Origin of the sequence: Streptomyces sp. SUK 48 (assembly GCF_009650765.1) — a bacterium.
Lineage (GTDB): Bacteria > Actinomycetota > Actinomycetes > Streptomycetales > Streptomycetaceae > Streptomyces.
The window spans coordinates 6,576,429-6,591,819 of record NZ_CP045740.1 but is presented as its reverse complement, the minus strand read 5'-3'; the positions used below and the strand labels follow the sequence as shown (position 1 = coordinate 6,591,819).

Annotated in this window: 15 protein-coding genes and 2 tRNA genes; 6 read left to right on the top strand and 11 right to left on the bottom strand. The window is 72.1% G+C overall.

The window, feature by feature from the left end; all coding sequences use genetic code 11:
* Positions 1-232: 232 nt before the first annotated feature.
* Positions 233-2,431, top strand: a complete 2,199-nt coding sequence (locus GHR20_RS29255) for an elongation factor G-like protein EF-G2 (protein ID WP_153814856.1) — start codon at positions 233-235, stop codon at positions 2,429-2,431.
* Positions 2,432-2,643: 212 nt separating this feature from the next.
* Entirely contained in the window at positions 2,644-4,290 is a 1,647-nt protein-coding gene (locus tag GHR20_RS29250) for a hypothetical protein (protein WP_153814855.1), read from the top strand.
* Positions 4,291-4,404: 114 nt separating this feature from the next.
* Here GHR20_RS29250 and GHR20_RS29245 read toward each other — a convergent pair whose 3' ends face one another.
* The 4 genes from GHR20_RS29245 to GHR20_RS29230 all read right to left on the bottom strand — a co-directional run bounded on the left by GHR20_RS29245 (position 4,405) and on the right by GHR20_RS29230 (position 8,902).
* Positions 4,405-4,962 (bottom strand): HIT domain-containing protein, encoded by a 558-nt coding sequence (locus GHR20_RS29245; protein WP_111586961.1) that lies wholly within the window; start codon positions 4,960-4,962, stop codon positions 4,405-4,407.
* Between the two features lie 72 nt (positions 4,963-5,034).
* Positions 5,035-7,011: a threonine--tRNA ligase gene (thrS, locus tag GHR20_RS29240; RefSeq protein WP_153814854.1), complete on the bottom strand. Its 1,977-nt coding sequence runs from the start codon at positions 7,009-7,011 to the stop codon at positions 5,035-5,037.
* Between the two features lie 113 nt (positions 7,012-7,124).
* A complete protein-coding gene (locus GHR20_RS29235; protein WP_153814853.1) occupies positions 7,125-8,339 on the bottom strand; it encodes a hypothetical protein in 1,215 nt (404 codons plus the stop codon).
* The gene (locus GHR20_RS29230) at positions 8,336-8,902 is read right to left on the bottom strand and encodes a DUF4365 domain-containing protein (protein WP_153814852.1); all 567 of its coding nucleotides are present in this window, start codon (positions 8,900-8,902) and stop codon (positions 8,336-8,338) included. The genes GHR20_RS29235 and GHR20_RS29230 overlap by 4 nt, the downstream gene beginning before the upstream one ends.
* A 168-nt stretch (positions 8,903-9,070) precedes the next feature.
* Between GHR20_RS29230 and GHR20_RS29225 the strand changes: the two genes are divergently transcribed.
* Positions 9,071-9,796 (top strand): 3'-5' exonuclease, encoded by a 726-nt coding sequence (locus tag GHR20_RS29225; protein ID WP_111586957.1) that lies wholly within the window; start codon positions 9,071-9,073, stop codon positions 9,794-9,796.
* Positions 9,797-9,878: 82 nt separating this feature from the next.
* Here GHR20_RS29225 and GHR20_RS29220 read toward each other — a convergent pair.
* The 4 genes from GHR20_RS29220 to GHR20_RS29205 form a co-directional block, all read right to left on the bottom strand.
* Positions 9,879-9,950: transfer RNA gene (locus tag GHR20_RS29220), tRNA-Val, on the bottom strand.
* A 39-nt stretch (positions 9,951-9,989) separates the two neighbouring features.
* A complete protein-coding gene (locus tag GHR20_RS29215) occupies positions 9,990-10,436 on the bottom strand; it encodes an SRPBCC family protein (protein WP_111586956.1) in 447 nt (148 codons plus the stop codon).
* A 268-nt stretch (positions 10,437-10,704) separates the two neighbouring features.
* Positions 10,705-10,776: transfer RNA gene (locus GHR20_RS29210), tRNA-Val, on the bottom strand.
* Between the two features lie 84 nt (positions 10,777-10,860).
* Positions 10,861-11,256, bottom strand: coding sequence for a TIGR02611 family protein (locus GHR20_RS29205; RefSeq protein ID WP_153814851.1), 396 nt, complete (start codon positions 11,254-11,256; stop codon positions 10,861-10,863).
* Between the two features lie 190 nt (positions 11,257-11,446).
* On the opposite strand from GHR20_RS29205, the gene GHR20_RS29200 reads away from it, so the two are divergent.
* Entirely contained in the window at positions 11,447-11,860 is a 414-nt protein-coding gene (locus GHR20_RS29200) for an SsgA family sporulation/cell division regulator (protein ID WP_004002642.1), read from the top strand.
* A gap of 311 nt (positions 11,861-12,171) precedes the next feature.
* Positions 12,172-12,732 carry a CGNR zinc finger domain-containing protein gene (locus GHR20_RS29195; RefSeq protein WP_153814850.1) on the top strand — a complete coding sequence of 187 codons (561 nt, stop codon included), beginning with the start codon at positions 12,172-12,174 and terminating at the stop codon, positions 12,730-12,732.
* A 139-nt stretch (positions 12,733-12,871) separates the two neighbouring features.
* On the opposite strand, the gene GHR20_RS36940 is transcribed toward GHR20_RS29195, so the two are convergent.
* Together GHR20_RS36940 and GHR20_RS29190 are read right to left on the bottom strand one after the other, a co-directional pair.
* Positions 12,872-13,024 carry a hypothetical protein gene (locus GHR20_RS36940; RefSeq protein WP_164932512.1) on the bottom strand — a complete coding sequence of 51 codons (153 nt, stop codon included), beginning with the start codon at positions 13,022-13,024 and terminating at the stop codon, positions 12,872-12,874.
* Positions 13,025-13,188: 164 nt separating this feature from the next.
* Positions 13,189-13,656: a hypothetical protein gene (locus GHR20_RS29190; RefSeq protein ID WP_153814849.1), complete on the bottom strand. Its 468-nt coding sequence runs from the start codon at positions 13,654-13,656 to the stop codon at positions 13,189-13,191.
* A gap of 288 nt (positions 13,657-13,944) precedes the next feature.
* Here GHR20_RS29190 and GHR20_RS29185 point away from each other — a divergent pair, with 288 nt between their 5' ends.
* Positions 13,945-14,469 carry a DsbA family protein gene (locus GHR20_RS29185; protein WP_194859020.1) on the top strand — a complete coding sequence of 175 codons (525 nt, stop codon included), beginning with the start codon at positions 13,945-13,947 and terminating at the stop codon, positions 14,467-14,469.
* A 52-nt stretch (positions 14,470-14,521) separates the two neighbouring features.
* Here the strand turns inward: GHR20_RS29185 and GHR20_RS29180 are convergent, their stop codons facing one another.
* Complete coding sequence (locus GHR20_RS29180) at positions 14,522-15,349, bottom strand: GNAT family N-acetyltransferase (protein ID WP_153814847.1); 828 nt, start codon at positions 15,347-15,349, stop codon at positions 14,522-14,524.
* Positions 15,350-15,391 lie beyond the last annotated feature (42 nt).

Sequence of the window (15,391 nt, the reverse complement as noted above, 5' to 3'; positions counted from 1 at the left end):
CGAAGCCGCCCGGGAGCGGTGCGCACGACCCCGCGAGGGGCGCCGGTACGGGAACCGTACGGCCCCGCGCCGGGCACCGGCGGCGGGATCGGGTCCGTCGCGGGTCCGTCGTATGGACGCGGCGTGACGGGAGTGGAAAGCTCGAAGAACCGCGGGCGTCGCCGAAGCCGCCGCAGCACGCGGTTCGCGTGTCCGCGCCCCGATGACCTCACCGTGCACGGGAGGCAGGATCATGGGCGACAAGACCCAGACACACCCCGGGGCCGCCGGCAGGGCTCTGACGGCCGACCAGCCCGCGTCCATACGGAATGTGGTGCTGGTCGGCCACTCCGGATCGGGCAAGACGACCCTGGTGGAGGCGCTCGCGCTGACCGCCGGGGCGGTGAACCGGGCGGGCCGCGTGGAGGACGGCGGCTCCGTCTCCGACTACGACGAGATCGAGCACCGCCAGCAGCGCTCCGTCCAGCTGTCCCTGGTACCGGTCTCCTGGGACGGCATCAAGATAAACATCCTGGACACCCCCGGATACGCCGACTTCGTCGGGGAACTGCGGGCCGGTCTGCGCGCCGCGGACGCGGCCCTCTTCGTCGTCTCCGCCTCGGACGGCGTGGACGGCTCCACCCGCATGGTCTGGGAGGAGTGCGCCGCCGTCGGGATGCCCCGCGCGATCGTGATCACCCACCTGGAGGCGGCCCGCGCCGACTTCGAGGAGACCACCCGGATCTGCGCGGAGGCGTTCGGCGACGACGACCCGGACGCGGTCCTGCCCCTCTACCTGCCGCTGCGCGCAGCCGAGGGCCCCGACGGACACGCGCCCGTGACCGGCCTGGTGGGGCTGCTCACCCGCAAGCTGTTCGACTACTCGAGCGGCGAGCGCAAGGAGTCCGAACCCGGCGAGGACCAGCTCCCCGACCTGGACGAGGCCCGCAACCGGCTCATCGAGGGGATCATCGCCGAGAGCGAGGACGAGACCCTCATGGACCGCTACCTCGGCGGCGAGCAGGTCGAGATCGAGACCCTGGTCCAGGACCTCGAACGGGCCGTGGCCCGCGGCCGCTTCTTCCCGGTCCTGGCGGCCGCCCCCGCCGCCGACGGCGCCCGCCAGGGCCTCGGCACCGTGGAACTGCTCGACCTGATCACGGGCGGCTTCCCGACCCCCTTCGAACACCCGGTGCCCGGCGTGACCACCCCCGACGGCGAGGCCCGCGAGCTCACGCCGTGCGACACCGACGGACCGCTGGCCGCCGAGGTCGTCAAGACCGCGTCCGACCCCTACGTCGGCCGGATCTCCCTGGTCCGCGTCTTCTCCGGCACGCTGCGCCCCGACCGGACGGTGCACGTCTCCGGGCACGGTCTGACCGACCGGGGCCACGAGGACCACGACGTCGACGAGAAGATCGGCGCCCTGTCCATGCCCTTCGGCAAACAGCAGCGGCCCCTCACCCAGGCCGTCGCGGGCGACCTGGTCTGCGTGGCCAAGCTCGGCCACGCCGAGACCGGGGACACGATCTCCGCCAAGGACGACCCGCTGCTGATGGAGCCCTGGCAGATGCCGGACCCGCTGCTCCCCGTCGCCATCCAGGCGCACAGCAAGGCCGACGAGGACAAACTCTCCCAGGGGCTGTCCCGGCTGGTCGCCGAGGACCCGACGATGCGCCTGGAGCAGAACCAGGACACCCACCAGGTGGTGCTGTGGTGCCTGGGCGAGGCGCACGCGGACGTCGCGCTGGAACGGCTGCGCAGCCGCTACGGCGTCCAGGTCGACGTCGTACCGCACAAGGTCTCCCTGCGGGAGACGTTCGCGAACCGGGCCGCCGGACGCGGGCGGCACGTCAAGCAGTCCGGCGGGCACGGCCAGTACGCCATCTGCGAGATCGAGGTCGAACCGCTGCCGGGCGGCTCGGGCATCGAGTTCGTGGACAAGGTGGTCGGCGGCGCGGTGCCGCGCCAGTTCATCCCCTCCGTGGAGAAGGGCATCCGCGCCCAGGCCGCCAAGGGCGTCGCCGCCGGGCATCCGCTCGTGGACGTACGGGTCACCCTGCTCGACGGCAAGGCGCACTCGGTGGACTCCTCCGACGCCGCCTTCCAGACCGCGGGCGCGCTCGCCCTGCGCGAGGCCGCCGCCGACGCGCGGATCCACCTGCTGGAGCCGGTCGCCGAGGTGGGCGTCCTGGTCCCCGACGACTACGTGGGCGCCGTGATGAGCGACCTGTCGGGCCGCCGGGGCCGGCTGCTCGGCACCGAACAGGTGGGCACCGGACGCACCCTGATCCGGGCCGAGGTCCCCGAGTTCGAGATCGGCCGCTACGCCGTCGACCTGCGCTCGCTCTCCCACGGCACGGCCCGCTTCGACCGGGCGTACGCACGGCACGAGCCGATGCCCGCGCAGATCGCCGAACGCATCCGCGAACAGGGCGGGGAGGACGGGTAGTTCCCGGCCCCCGGGGCGGCCGGCCCCGGCTCCGGAGGGCGGACGGCTTCGGCCGTCCGCCCTCCGCTCGCCGGTGCCGGCCGATACGCTGATCACCTGGGCACGTCCCGCGCCGGCCGTCCGGTTTCGGTACGACGACGGGCCCAACAGGTGTGCGGGGCAGGGAAGTCGGGAAGGCCGCAGGAGCGACGCCGGCGGCGATGGGGGCGGGAATGTCGTTTGGAACCGAGTGGGACGGGCCCCAGGTGCCCGTCTCCGGCGACGGCCAGCAGGCGGCGACGGCCGCCCTGGCCTCCGCGGCCTACCGGGACGGCCCGGTCGACAAGATCAAGGACGCGGACAACGAGTGGCACCAGTCCAGCGTCAGGGGCGGCAGGATCGCGCTGTTCCGGCCCAACCTCGGCGAGGCGTTCTCGCGCGCCGTCGTGGACCGCATGCTCGGCGCCGGCCGCAAGCCGCTCATCCAGTCCTTCGGCTCCGAACCCCAGTTCGTGGTCGAGCACTGCCTGGCGGCCAACAACATCCGCCGGGAGCGCGACAACCGGCTGACGCTCGTGACGGTCCTGTGCGGCGTGCTCTTCCTGCCGGGCCTGATCGGCTGGCTGCTCGTCTTCCAGCTGCGCGCCTTCGTCGCCCGGCGGGACGACAAACGGGCCGGCACCCTGGGCACCACCCTGCTCCTCGGCGTGGGCCTGCTCGCCGCGCTGTTCCTGTGGAAGATGCCGTTCGGCGGCTTCTGGGGCTGGTACGCGCGAGCGGCCGTCGTGCTGCCCGTCGTCGGCTGGTACCTGGCCAAGCGGATCTGCGAACGCACCGCCCAGGACCTGCGCGCCCGCTGGGACGGCCTGCTCTCGGGCAGCAGCGTCGGCATCAAGGTGCCCGAGGCGGTGCCGCGCGGCCCGAACCAGACCGCGGCCGACGCGCTGCGCGAGTCCCTGGCCCGGCTCACCGCCGAACAGCAGTCCAACTCGGTCTTCTACGCCGGCCCCAAGGGCATACTCGGCATGGGCACCCGCTGGGGCTCCTGGCAGCTCGCCGAGGAACTGATCTCCGACGACCCCGGCCGCGAGATCCACCCCTTCCGCAGCTGGGACGTCATCCGCGCGATCCACGACAAGCTGTCCCTGCTGGAGCGCGGCCCGCTGAACACCGGGGGCTTCCCCAAGCCGTCGGTCAAGCACTGGATCGTCACCCCGATCCCCGAGGGCGCGGGCGCGGTGTCCCGGCCCGAGGGCGCCGACGTGGAAGCCTTCCAGGTCAAGCCGCACGCCATACAGGACATCTGCAACAAGCAGCAGTTCGGCAAGGGTGACCGGCACTACCTGGGCGTGCAGTGGACGCTGTGGGACGGCCAGCTGGTGATCACCATGATGATCACCGTCACCGTGCTGCACGAGACGCTGCGCATCGAGGTCACCGGCCACGCGCTCGGCCCGGTGAACGGCCTGTTCTGGAGCAAGCCGGAGGGACGGACCAAGGAGGTCACCAAGACCTTCAAGTTCTGGGAGACCCGCAAGATCAACCTGCCGCTGATGACCACGGACGAGGTCGTACGGCTCGGCGTGCGCGCCCCGCTGGCCTGGTACCCGCCACTGCTCAACTGGCTCGGCGGCTCGCTGGGCCTGCCCGAGCCGTTCGGCCTGCGGCACGCCTGGGCCGACCAGCCGTGGAAGCACCGCTTCATGGCCGACGACGCGCTGCGCGCGGCCACCCCGGTGCTGCGGGTCGTGCACTCGGCCGCGATCAAGGTGCTCAAGGACCACGGCGTCGACACGGAGAAGTTCGGCAACCGCTCCTCGGTGCTCAGCGGCATGGTCCAGGACCCGTCGCCGCGGAAGGCGGACCTGTACGACGCGTAGCGCGCCCGGAACCCGGAGAGGGCGCCTCCCCGCGTGGGGGGCGCCCTCTTTCCGCAGCCGTACCGGTCTACGCGGGCCAGGCGTCCGCCAGCATCGCGCGGGTGTCGTACCGGTCTACGCGGGCCAGGCGTCCGCCAGCATCGCGCGGGTGTCGGCGAGGAGCTGCGGGAGGACCTTGGTGTGGCCCACGACGGGCATGAAATTGGTGTCGCCGCCCCAGCGGGGCACCACGTGCTGGTGCAGATGAGCGGCGATGCCGGCGCCCGCCACCGCGCCCTGGTTCATGCCGATGTTGAAGCCGTGCGCCCCGGACGCGGTGCGCAGCGCGGTCATCGCCTGCTTGGTCAGCTCCGCCAGCTCGGCGGTCTCCTGGGCGGAGAGCTCCGTGTAGTCGGCCACGTGCCGGTAGGGCACGGTCATCAGATGGCCGCCGTTGTACGGATACAGGTTGAGGACGGCGTAGACATGCTCGCCGCGGCGGATGATCAGCCCGTCCTCGTCGGATTTGGCCGGGATCGAGCAGAAGGGACAGCCGTCTCCGGCCTCCGGGCCGCTCGGCTTGTTCTCGCCCTGGATGTAGGCCATCCGATGAGGCGTCCACAGGCGCTGGAACGCGTCCTGCGTCCCCACGCCGATCTGCTGCTCCGGCTCACTCGTCATGCTGTGCAGCATATGGCGTAAGGCCCCCGTACAGGCCAGGGCCCCCGGGGACGGACGTCCGCCGGGGGCCCTTCTCGGCCAGGGTCAGACCTGGGCCCGCTCCGCCACGATCGTGGCGATCTTGGCGATGGCCTCGTCGACCGGGATGCCGTTCTCCTGGGAGCCGTCGCGGTAGCGGAAGGACACCGAGCCGTTCGACATGTCCTCGTCGCCCGCGATGACCATGAAGGGCACCTTCTGCTTCTGCGCGTTGCGGATCTTCTTCTGCATGCGGTCCGAGGAGGAGTCCACCTCGACGCGCAGGCCCTGCTTGCGGGCCGCCGCGGCGAACTTCTCCAGGTACTCGACGTGCGCGTCGCCGATCGGGATGCCGACCGCCTGCACCGGAGCCAGCCACGCCGGGAACGCGCCCGCGTAGTGCTCCAGGAGCACCGCGAAGAACCGCTCGATGGAGCCGAACAGCGCGCGGTGGATCATGACCGGACGCTGCTTGGCGCCGTCGGAGCCGGTGAACTCCAGGTCGAACCGCTCGGGCAGGTTGAAGTCGAGCTGGATGGTCGACATCTGCCAGGTGCGGCCGATGGCGTCCTTGGTCTGGACCGAGATCTTGGGGCCGTAGAACGCGGCGCCGCCCGGGTCCGGGACCAGGGGCAGGCCCTGCTTCTCGGCGACCTGGCGCAGGGTCTCGGTCGCCTCCTCCCAGACCTCGTCGGAGCCGACGAACTTCTCCGGGTCCTTGGTGGACAGCTCCAGGTAGAAGTCGGTCAGACCGTAGTCCCGCAGCAGGCCGAGGACGAAGGTGAGCGTCTTGTCCAGCTCCTCGGACATCTGCTCACGGGTGCAGTAGATGTGCGCGTCGTCCTGCGTGAAGCCGCGGGCACGGGTGAGGCCGTGCACGACGCCCGACTTCTCGTACCGGTACACGGTCCCGAACTCGAAGAGGCGCAGCGGCAGTTCGCGGTAGGAGCGGCCGCGCGCGTCGAAGATCAGGTTGTGCATCGGGCAGTTCATGGGCTTGAGGTAGTAGTCCACGCCCTCGTCGAGCTGCATGGGCGGGTACATGCCGTCGGCGTACCAGTCCAGGTGGCCCGAGGTCTCGAAGAGCTTCCCCTTCGTCGCGTGCGGGGTGTAGACGAACTCGTAGCCCTCCTCCTCGTGGCGGCGCCGCGAGTAGTCCTCCATGGTGCGGCGGATGATGCCGCCCTTGGGGTGGAAGACGGCGAGGCCGGAGCCGATCTGCTCGGGGATGGAGAAGAGGTCCAGCTCGGCGCCGAGCTTGCGGTGGTCGCGCTTCTCGGCCTCGGCGAGGAACTCCAGGTACGCCTTCAGCTCGTCCTTGGACGGCCAGGCGGTGCCGTAGATGCGCTGGAGCATCGGGTTCTTCTCGCTGCCGCGCCAGTAGGCGGCCGCGTTGCGCATCAGCTTGAACGCCGGGATGAGGCGGGTGGAGGGCAGGTGCGGACCCCGGCAGAGGTCCTTCCAGCACAGCTCGCCGGTCTTGGCGTCCAGGTTGTCGTACATCGTCAGCTCGCCGGCGCCGACCTCGACGTCCGCGCCGTCGTCGTGCGACGCGGCGCCCTTGAGGCCGATCAGCTCCAGCTTGTACGGCTCGTCGGCCAGCTCCTCGCGGGCGGCCTCGTCGGTGACGACGCGGCGGGCGAACTTCTGCCCGCGCTTCTGGATCTCCTGCATCTTCTTCTCGATGGCCTTGAGATCCTCGGGCGTGAACGGCTTCTCGACGTCGAAGTCGTAGTAGAAACCGTCCTTGACCGGGGGGCCGATGCCCAGCTTGGCCTCGGGGAACAGCTCCTGCACGGCCTGCGCCATGACGTGCGCGGTGGAGTGGCGCAGGATGTTCAGGCCGTCCTCGGAGGCGAGCTCGACGGCCTCGACCTCGTCGCCGTCGGACAGTTCGTACGCGAGGTCCTTCAGCTCGCCGGCCACGCGCGCGGCGATGATCGAGCGCTCGCCCGCGAAGAGGTCGGCGGCCGTAGTGCCCGTCGTCACCACGCGTTCTTCCCGCTCGGAATCGCGTTGGATGATCACACGGACGTCTGACACCGGTCTCTCCTGACTGAAGGTGGGTGCGGCGCCATACCAGGAGCGCGCGCACAGGCGATCGTACCGACCCGAGGGCACCGACCGCGAAACGGTTACGGTCGGTCCCCGGCCCCTCACGCCTCCCCGCACGCCTCCTCGAAGAAGTCCAGGTTCTCCTGGAGGGATTTCATCAGCCGGTCCCGCTCGGCGTCGTCCACCTGCACGGGTACGACCCCGGAGGCGCCGGTCAGCCTGCGGAAGCCGCCGCGCCGCTCCAGCCGGCCGTGCACCCGCACCGGGAGGCCGACGAGATGGGCGTGGCCCGCGATGCGGTAGTCCTCCTCGTCCAGGGTGACGCGGACGTGCGGCACCTCGGCGCCCGCGAGGACGCGCAGCCGTACGGTGCCCTCGCCGCGCGGGCCCGAGCGGCGCAGGCGCACCACGGCGCCGGTGATCCGCACCGGCACGGAGGGTTCCTCGTGCAGATAGCGGGCGGCGGCCTCGCGCAGCACGGGCAGGTCGCCGGGGGAGAACTCGACGGGTTCGGCGCCCGGGGCGCAGCCCTCGGGGACGCCGGCGGCGGGTGCCCAGGCGACGGCGACCCCGGCGCCCTCGGTGCCGCGCACCAGCGCGCCGATGGCCTCGGTCAGCTCGCGGCTGACGCCCGCTTCGACGGCGCCGTCGAAGGCGTCCATGCCGCCGGTGGCGCGCCGGTAGTCGATGGCCTCGCGGGCGGCGTACAGGGCCTGGTGGAGGCGGACGGCGACGGGGCGGGCGACGGCCACCGGGGCGAAGGCGGTCAGCCGGCCGTCCTCGGCGGCGGGGCCGACGAGGACGTCGTCGAGGAGTGCGGTGGCGGCGCGGCGGTGGCGGGCGCCGTGGTAGCCGGTCCGGGCGCGGGTGGCGAGCGCGGCGGCGAGCAGCAACTGGCGCCCGGCCTCGCGCAGTTGCTCCTCGTGGCCCCAGGAAGCGGCGCCGGCCGGGCCGCTCGGGGTGTCGCGCCACCAGCGGATCTCGTCGCTGGGTACGGCGAGGCCGATCAGCACCTCGCGGGCGGCGGAGGTGCCGGCGCGGGCGAGGGCGTCCAGGGCCTCGGCGAGGAGGTCGTCGCTGTCGGGGAAGGCCCGGTTCTCGGGGACCAGCAGGCTGGTGCCGGCGCCGCCCGGTCCCGGCGGGGTCCAGCGTCCGTAGCGTCCGGCGGCCCCGCCGCGGCGCTGCCAGCCGTGCCGGCGCAGCAGGGCGGCGAGGACGGCGGGGTCGACGTCGGCGGGGTCCGGCGGGCGGTGCCACGGGAGGGCTTCGGGGTGCGGCCGGGGCGGCACCGGCTGCTCGGGGGGACGGTTCCTCATGGTCTGCCTCCCGTCCCGACACGGGTCATGATCTCGCACAGCGCCCGGTCGTCGAAGATGCGTGTGGTCGGTATCCGCACGGTGGTCCGGGTCCGGCCGGTGAGCGGGTGGCCGGCCAGGTTGACCCAGTAGCAGCAGTGCCTGAGGTCGAGCCGGTCGTGGCCGGCGCGCAGCCAGTCGTCCTGGGCGCGCGGGACCAGCATCACGACGAGGATCTTGTGCACCGAGACGGGTGTGCGGGCGAGCTTGCGCAGATGGTCGTTGTCGAGGGTGAAGGAGAAGGTGCGGCCCGGGGGATGCGGCGGTATCTGGTACGTGGCCTTCAGCTGGACCTTGACGGTGACCTCGTCGTCGACGGTGTGGCCGGGCGCGCTGTGGCTGACGTGCCAGTCGATGCCGTTGTCCGGGAAGGGCTGGGACAGCGAGCAGCCGGCCGCGGCGGCGACCGCGTGGAGGTAGCCGACCTGGAGTGTCTCCATGCAGGCGGTGATGGCGAGCGAGCCGCGGACGGTGCCCGTGCGCTCGGGCAGCAGCCCACCGCGCTCGGGCTGCAGAGTGGCCATGACCAACAGCCTTCCGAGCCAAGAGTTTCCCCGCTGCGGGCTGCTGAACTGCAAAGACCCGTACTCCTGTTGTCTCCGTCCGGCGTACGGCGCAAACGGCCCGGGTATCACCAAACGGGCAGAAGACGGGACGTCATCTGCCGAGGGTGAACGAGGAGTTGGGTTGGGATGACGTACTGGTACGAGGGGCCGCTGGCCGCCTTCGACACGGAGACCACGGGTGTGGACGTCGAGACCGACCGGATCGTGTCGGCCGCCGTCGTCGTCCAGGACGCCCCGGAGACCCTGCCCCGCGTCTCGCGCTGGCTGGTGAACCCGGGTGTCCCGGTGCCGGCGGGGGCGACGGCGGTGCACGGTCTGACGGAGGAGCACCTTCAGCGCAACGGGCGCTGGCCGGCGCCGGTGATGTTCGAGATAGCCGAGCAGCTGGCGGAGCACGCGGCGCGGGGGCGTCCGCTGGTGGTGATGAACGCGCCGTTCGATCTGACGCTGCTGGACCGGGAGTTGCGCCGGCACCGGGCGTCGTCGCTGGAGCGGTGGTTCCCGTCGGTGCCGCTGCGGGTGCTGGATCCGCGGGTGCTGGACAAGCATCTGGACCGCTATCGCAAGGGGCGCCGCACGCTGACGGATCTGTGCGCGCATTACGACGTGGAGCTGGAGGGGGCGCACGACGCGGCGGCGGACGCGCTGGCCGCGCTGGAGGTGGTCCGCGCGCTGGGCCGCCGCTTCGCCACCCGCCTCGAACGCCTCTCCCCCGCCGAGCTGCACACCCTCCAGGCCAACTGGCATGCCGCCCAGGCCCGCGGCCTCCAGTCCTGGTTCGCGCGCAACGGCTCGGAGGAGACGGTCCACACGGAGTGGCCGCTGCGGCCGGAGATGCCGGCGGCGGCGTAGGGCCTCTCGTTCGGATCATGCCGGGCTCGCGGCCCTGGGCAGCAGAAGAGCCGGTCCGCTGTGCGGACCGGCTCTTTCCCGGTGGGCGATACTGGGTTCGAACCAGTGACCTCTTCGGTGTGAACGAAGCGCTCTCCCACTGAGCTAATCGCCCGGGAACGCACTGAACAATACAGGTCCCGACGCCGATCCTTCAAACCGCTTCCAGCCGGCGCAGCAGTCCGCGCCGTCCGGCGCGCATCATCAGGCGGTGGTTGGCGCGGAAGACCGCGCGGCCGGGCACGGCCAGCCGCCGGAGCAGGGGCTTGCGGACGTCGACCTCCTGCTCGTAGACGGCGAGCGTGCCGGGGTCCGCGGCGGTGACCGTCCAGCGGGCCCAGCCCTCGATGTCGCCGCTCATGGCGATCTCCAGGATTCCCGCGGCCGGATCGCGGCGCCGCTCGTGCGCGGTGAAGGTCATGGCGTACGGCAGGGCGGAGCGGATGGTGAGGACGCCGGTGGTGTCGTCGAGCCGGGTCACCGAGCGCACCTGGGGCCACCAGTGGGGGTAGTCCTCGGGGCGTTCCAGTACGGCGAAGACGGCGGCCGGGGGCACGGGCAGGCGCCATGGGCTGCGGAAGCGGTAGTGGTTCCAGTCCATGTGCCGAGTCTGCCCGCCCCCGGGCGGCCACCCCCCGCCGCGCGCTGATCGGACCTCAGATCGCTTACTTTTTGCGGGCGTTGATGTCACCCGGAATTCCCGGCTCCCGGCGCGGCGCGCGGGAAAGCCGGCGGTTTTCCGGAAAACCCCGACGGGTTTGGCCAGTTGTGCGTGGCCGGAACTTCTCCCACCGGGTGACGGCTCGTCATGACCGGTGAATACGACGACGGCCCCTCCGCTCTTTCGCGGAGGGGCCGTCGGTCCGGGGTGGGCGATACTGGGTTCGAACCAGTGACCTCTTCGGTGTGAACGAAGCGCTCTCCCACTGAGCTAATCGCCCGGGCACAGGAAGAACATTACCCCATGTCAGGCGGTGCCTTCGACCAGCGGCCCGGCGGTGCGCGCGGGGAGCCGCGCGAGCGGCTCACCGGCCCTTGATCCTCCAGGGCGGCACGAACCCGAACCGCCACAGGTAGATCGTGCACAGCACAGCGATGATCACCGCTCCGGCCACCGTCAGCACGATGTTGCGGCGGCGCACCTCGGGGTCCAGGGCACGCTGTGCCGCCTCGGTGACCTTGCGTTTGGTCCAGCGGAGCACCACCTGGGCCCAGACGAACTCGGTCGCCCAGATCGCCATGCCCGCGAAGATCACCACCCAGCCGGGTCCGGGCAGCGCGAGCATGGCGACGCCGGCGATCACGACCGCGAGGCCGATCATGAAGACGCCGGCCTGCCAGCCGCGGTGCAGCAGCCGACGCGCCTTGATGAATTCGGGCGCGCGCGACCCGAGCCCCTGTTCGTCACTCCCCGTATTCATACCGACAACGCTACCCGAGTGATTCACGTCACCGGAATGGTCGTAGATCCGGTACGAGTTCTCGGCCGGAAGAGTGTCGTAAACGCACGCAAAACCCTCAGAGGGGTTTACAACGGCACCGTAGGTGGCATGTCGATTTCGCCGACGTGCGAATCCCCGAGCGCACACTGAGCGAAAGGCCCTGGCGCTTATGAACACCACGGTCAGCTGCGAGCTGCACCTGCGCCTCGTTGTGTCGAGCGAGTCCTCCCTGCCTGTCCCCGCAGGCTTGCGGTACGACACGGCCGACCCCTACGCCGTGCACGCCACCTTCCACACCGGAGCCGAGGAGACCGTCGAGTGGGTGTTCGCCCGCGACCTCCTCGCCGAGGGGCTGCACCGGCCCACCGGAACCGGAGACGTCCGCGTCTGGCCGTCCCGCAGCCACGGTCAGGGCGTTGTCTGCATCGCCCTCAGCTCCCCTGAGGGGGAGGCCCTGCTCGAGGCGCCCGCACGGGCCCTCGAGTCCTTCCTGAAGCGAACCGACGCCGCCGTGCCGCCCGGCACGGAGCACCGGCACTTCGATCTGGACCAGGAGCTCTCCCACATCCTGGCGGAAAGCTAGCCCGCCCTTCCGAGCAGCCCGGCGCCGTCCACTCGGGGAGACGGCTCGGGCCAGGACAACCGCATACGGCACGGGCCGGCGGCGTCACCGTGAGCGCTCACGGAAGCGGCGTCGGTCCGTCGTGCGCGCGCCCGCGGGCCGCCGAGACGGCCCGGGGACGGGCGTACGGCGGCTTCCGGACACTCCTGGGCCCCCGGCGGCGTTCCACCGGCGGCCGGGGCCGGACAGGGCCCGGTGCGGGGGACGCGTTGTCGCTACGATCGGCCAGCATCGGCGGGCGCCTGCCCGACCCCCAGGCCAGGGAGCGAAACGTGCTGATCACCCATGACACCCGGTGCGCCCTCGACACCGTGGTGGACCTGGTCAACACCGCGCCGGAGGACGAGTCGGCGCCGGAGGGGCTGCCCGATGTCCCGGCCCTCGCGGAATTCGTACGCAGTCACGGGATCAGCGATGTCGGTGTGGTCTCCTCGGCCGACCTCTCGGCGGTCCGGGCGGTGCGGGCGCGGTTCGCGGCGATCTTCGCGGCCCCGGATGCCAGGAGCGCCGCCGGGCTGATCAACGAGCTGGTCGCGGCGGCGAGCACCACCCCGCGGCTGACGAATCACGACGGCTACGACTGGCATGTCCACTACTACGCCCCGGGTTCCTCCGTGGCCGACCATCTCGCCGCCGACTGCGGCATGGCCCTGGCCTTCTTCGTCGTGGCCGGCGAGGAGGAGCGCCTGCGCCGCTGCGAGGCCCCGGACTGCCGCCGCGCCTTCGTGGACCTGTCCCGCAACCGCTCCCGCCGCTACTGCGACAGCCGCACCTGCGGCAACCGGCTGCATGTGGCCGCCTACCGGGCGCGGCGCAAGGAAGCGACCGGCTGACCGTTCTGATCCGACCGGGCCGATCTGGCCCGATCTGGTGCGAGCGGATGAATGCGACCGGGGACGGCGCCCTGTCGACGGCGGCGGTCCTCGGGCGACGTCGGTCCCGGCGGGTGGCGCCGGGACGGACGTGTACGGCTCACAGCAACAGCAGATCGTGCAGCGCAGCCATGAGGATCAGACACCCGATCACCGCAAGGAAGATCATCAGCGGTGGCTGGGAAAGGGCGAAGAGGCACCCGCGCGGCTCGTCCTTCGGCGGCGCGGCCTCGCTCTGTGTCGTATCCAGCATCTCGCGGCCGATGATGGCGCACCCGCCGCCCCGTCAGCGATCACGGCCCACGATCTTGCGGGAGTTCGCCGAATCCCATGATCTTGCTTCCGGCTCGCTTCGGCTGGTGAACGAATCCGGACGACCGCGGACGCACTGTGACGATCCGGCGAGTCATGTGACTGTCATATGCCGTGCTTCTTGAGGATCGCCTCGATGTCGCTGAAGTCGTCGCCGGACGCCGGGCTCTTGCCCTGGCTCTGGCCCTGCGCCTGCCCTTGCGCCGTTCCCCTGCCCCGGCCCTGGCGCAGGGCCGGGGTGGAGGAGGCGGGTGCCGTGGCCCCCGGGCGTATCGACCCGGTGTCGGCCGGCGTGCCGTGCTCCGCGCCCGCGCCGCCCCTGCGGCGCTCCACCGCGCGGGTGGCGGCGAACAGCAGCCAGGCCGCGGCCAGCACGCCGAAGCCGGCCCAAGCGGTGGGGCTGAGGGCGGTGTCCGAGAGCCAGCCCACGACGCCGGTCAGCACCAGGCCGACCGGCACCAGCGCGTAGGCCGCGATGCGGGCCGCCGCCAGGAAACGTCTGCGGTAGGCCGTGACCACCGCGATACCCAGGCCCGCCGCGGACACGGCGGAGCAGACTGTCTCGGCGATCATCCGGTCCTCCAGGCGGGCTCGGTCGGGTGGCGGAAGCGACGGCGGAGCGGCACCACGGCGTCGCCGACGTGCGCTTCGTCCCTTCCATCCTGCACCGCCGGGCCCGTGCGGGGCCACGGTCCCGGCCACAGATCAGGGTGATCTCCGGGTCCCCTCCTCCTCGGGTGCCGGTGGGCAGGGCCGCGAGGGGCAGGGACGCGGGGGCGGTGCCGGACCCCCGGGGGCGCCGCGGTCCCGTGCCCAGGTCCGGATTGGGGCGGTCGTGGCCGGCCTGGAAGACTGGGGGGTATGAGCGACTCCTCCCCCGTGCGCACCGACGCCGTCGTCCTCGACGTCTGGTGCGAACTCCAGTGCCCCGACTGCCGTACCGCCCTCGACGACGTGCGCGCCCTGCGTGCCCGGTACGGCGACCGGCTGGACGTGCGGCTGCGGCACTTCCCGCTGGAGCGGCACAAGCACGCCTTCGCCGCCGCGCAGGCCGCCGAGGAGGCGCTGGCGCAGGGCGACGGCTGGCCGTACGTGGAGGCAGTCCTGGCGCGGGTCGACGAGCTGGGCGGTACGGGGGAACCCCTGCTGGTCGAGGTGGCCCGTGAACTCGGCCTGGACGCCGAGGAGTTCGACACCGCGCTGATCGACGGCCGGCACATCCTGATCGTCGACGCCGACCAGGCCGAGGGCAAGGCGATCGGCGTGACCGGCACCCCGACGTACGTCATCGGCGGCGAGCGGCTGGACGGCGGCAAGAGCCAGGAGGGGCTGCGCGCCCGGATCGAGGAGATCGCGGACCGGCTGCTGGGCGAGCAGCAGAGCTGAGGACTCCCCCGGGCCCGGGAAGGCCGGGCGGCACCACGCGGCGCCGCCTCGCCTACAGCAGCGGCTTCGACAGGGAGTACGTCACCGTCTCGTAGCCGAGCGACTCGTACAACCGCTCCGCCGGGGCGTTGCCCGCGAACACGTTGAGGCCGAGGAGCGGGCGGCCGGACGCCAGCGCCTGGCGTTCCGCGAGGAGCATCAGGGCACGGCCGTACCCCCGGCCGCGCTCGGCCGCGGCGGTCTCGACGTCGTACACGTACGCCCGGTCCTCCCGCAGGGCCAGCCACAGGGTGCCGACCCGGGTGCCCGCGCGTTCCAGGACGCTGAGCAGCATGCCGTGGGTCGCGAGTCCGCGCGGCAGCAGCCGGGCCTGGTCGTCGAGGGCCTTGGCGCGGGCGACGGCCTCGGGGACGCCCCGCTCGGCCCAGTTGCGGGCGTAGCGCTCGTGCTCGCGGGCCTGCCACTCCTCGAACTCCCCCTCGGTCATAAGCCGTTCGCGGAGGTCGGGCGGCGGCGCGGGCGGTTCGGCGCCGAGGCGTTTCACCATGCCCCGGTTGCGCAGGGTGTAGCCGAGGGCGTCGAACAGCCGCAGCGCGCCGTCCGCCGAGGCCGCGGGCACGACGGTCTCGATCTGCCGGCAGCCCCAGCCGCGCGCCACCTCCTCCGCGGCGAGCGCGGCGATCGTCCCCCGGCCGCGCCGCCGGTCCCCCTCGGCGATCCGCAGCTCGTCGACGCGGGCCACCGTCTCCCCGAGGGTCGGCGAGGTGCCGAGGCGGATCTCGCCGACGGGACGACTGTTCACGCACACCTGGTAGCGGCGCGAGCGCGTGCCGTCGGAATGCTGCTGAAGCGGCTCGGCCGGCCGCAGGGTCGTGGTCATCACACCTGTTCTACCCACGACGGGGGCCGCGTCAGCCGGATC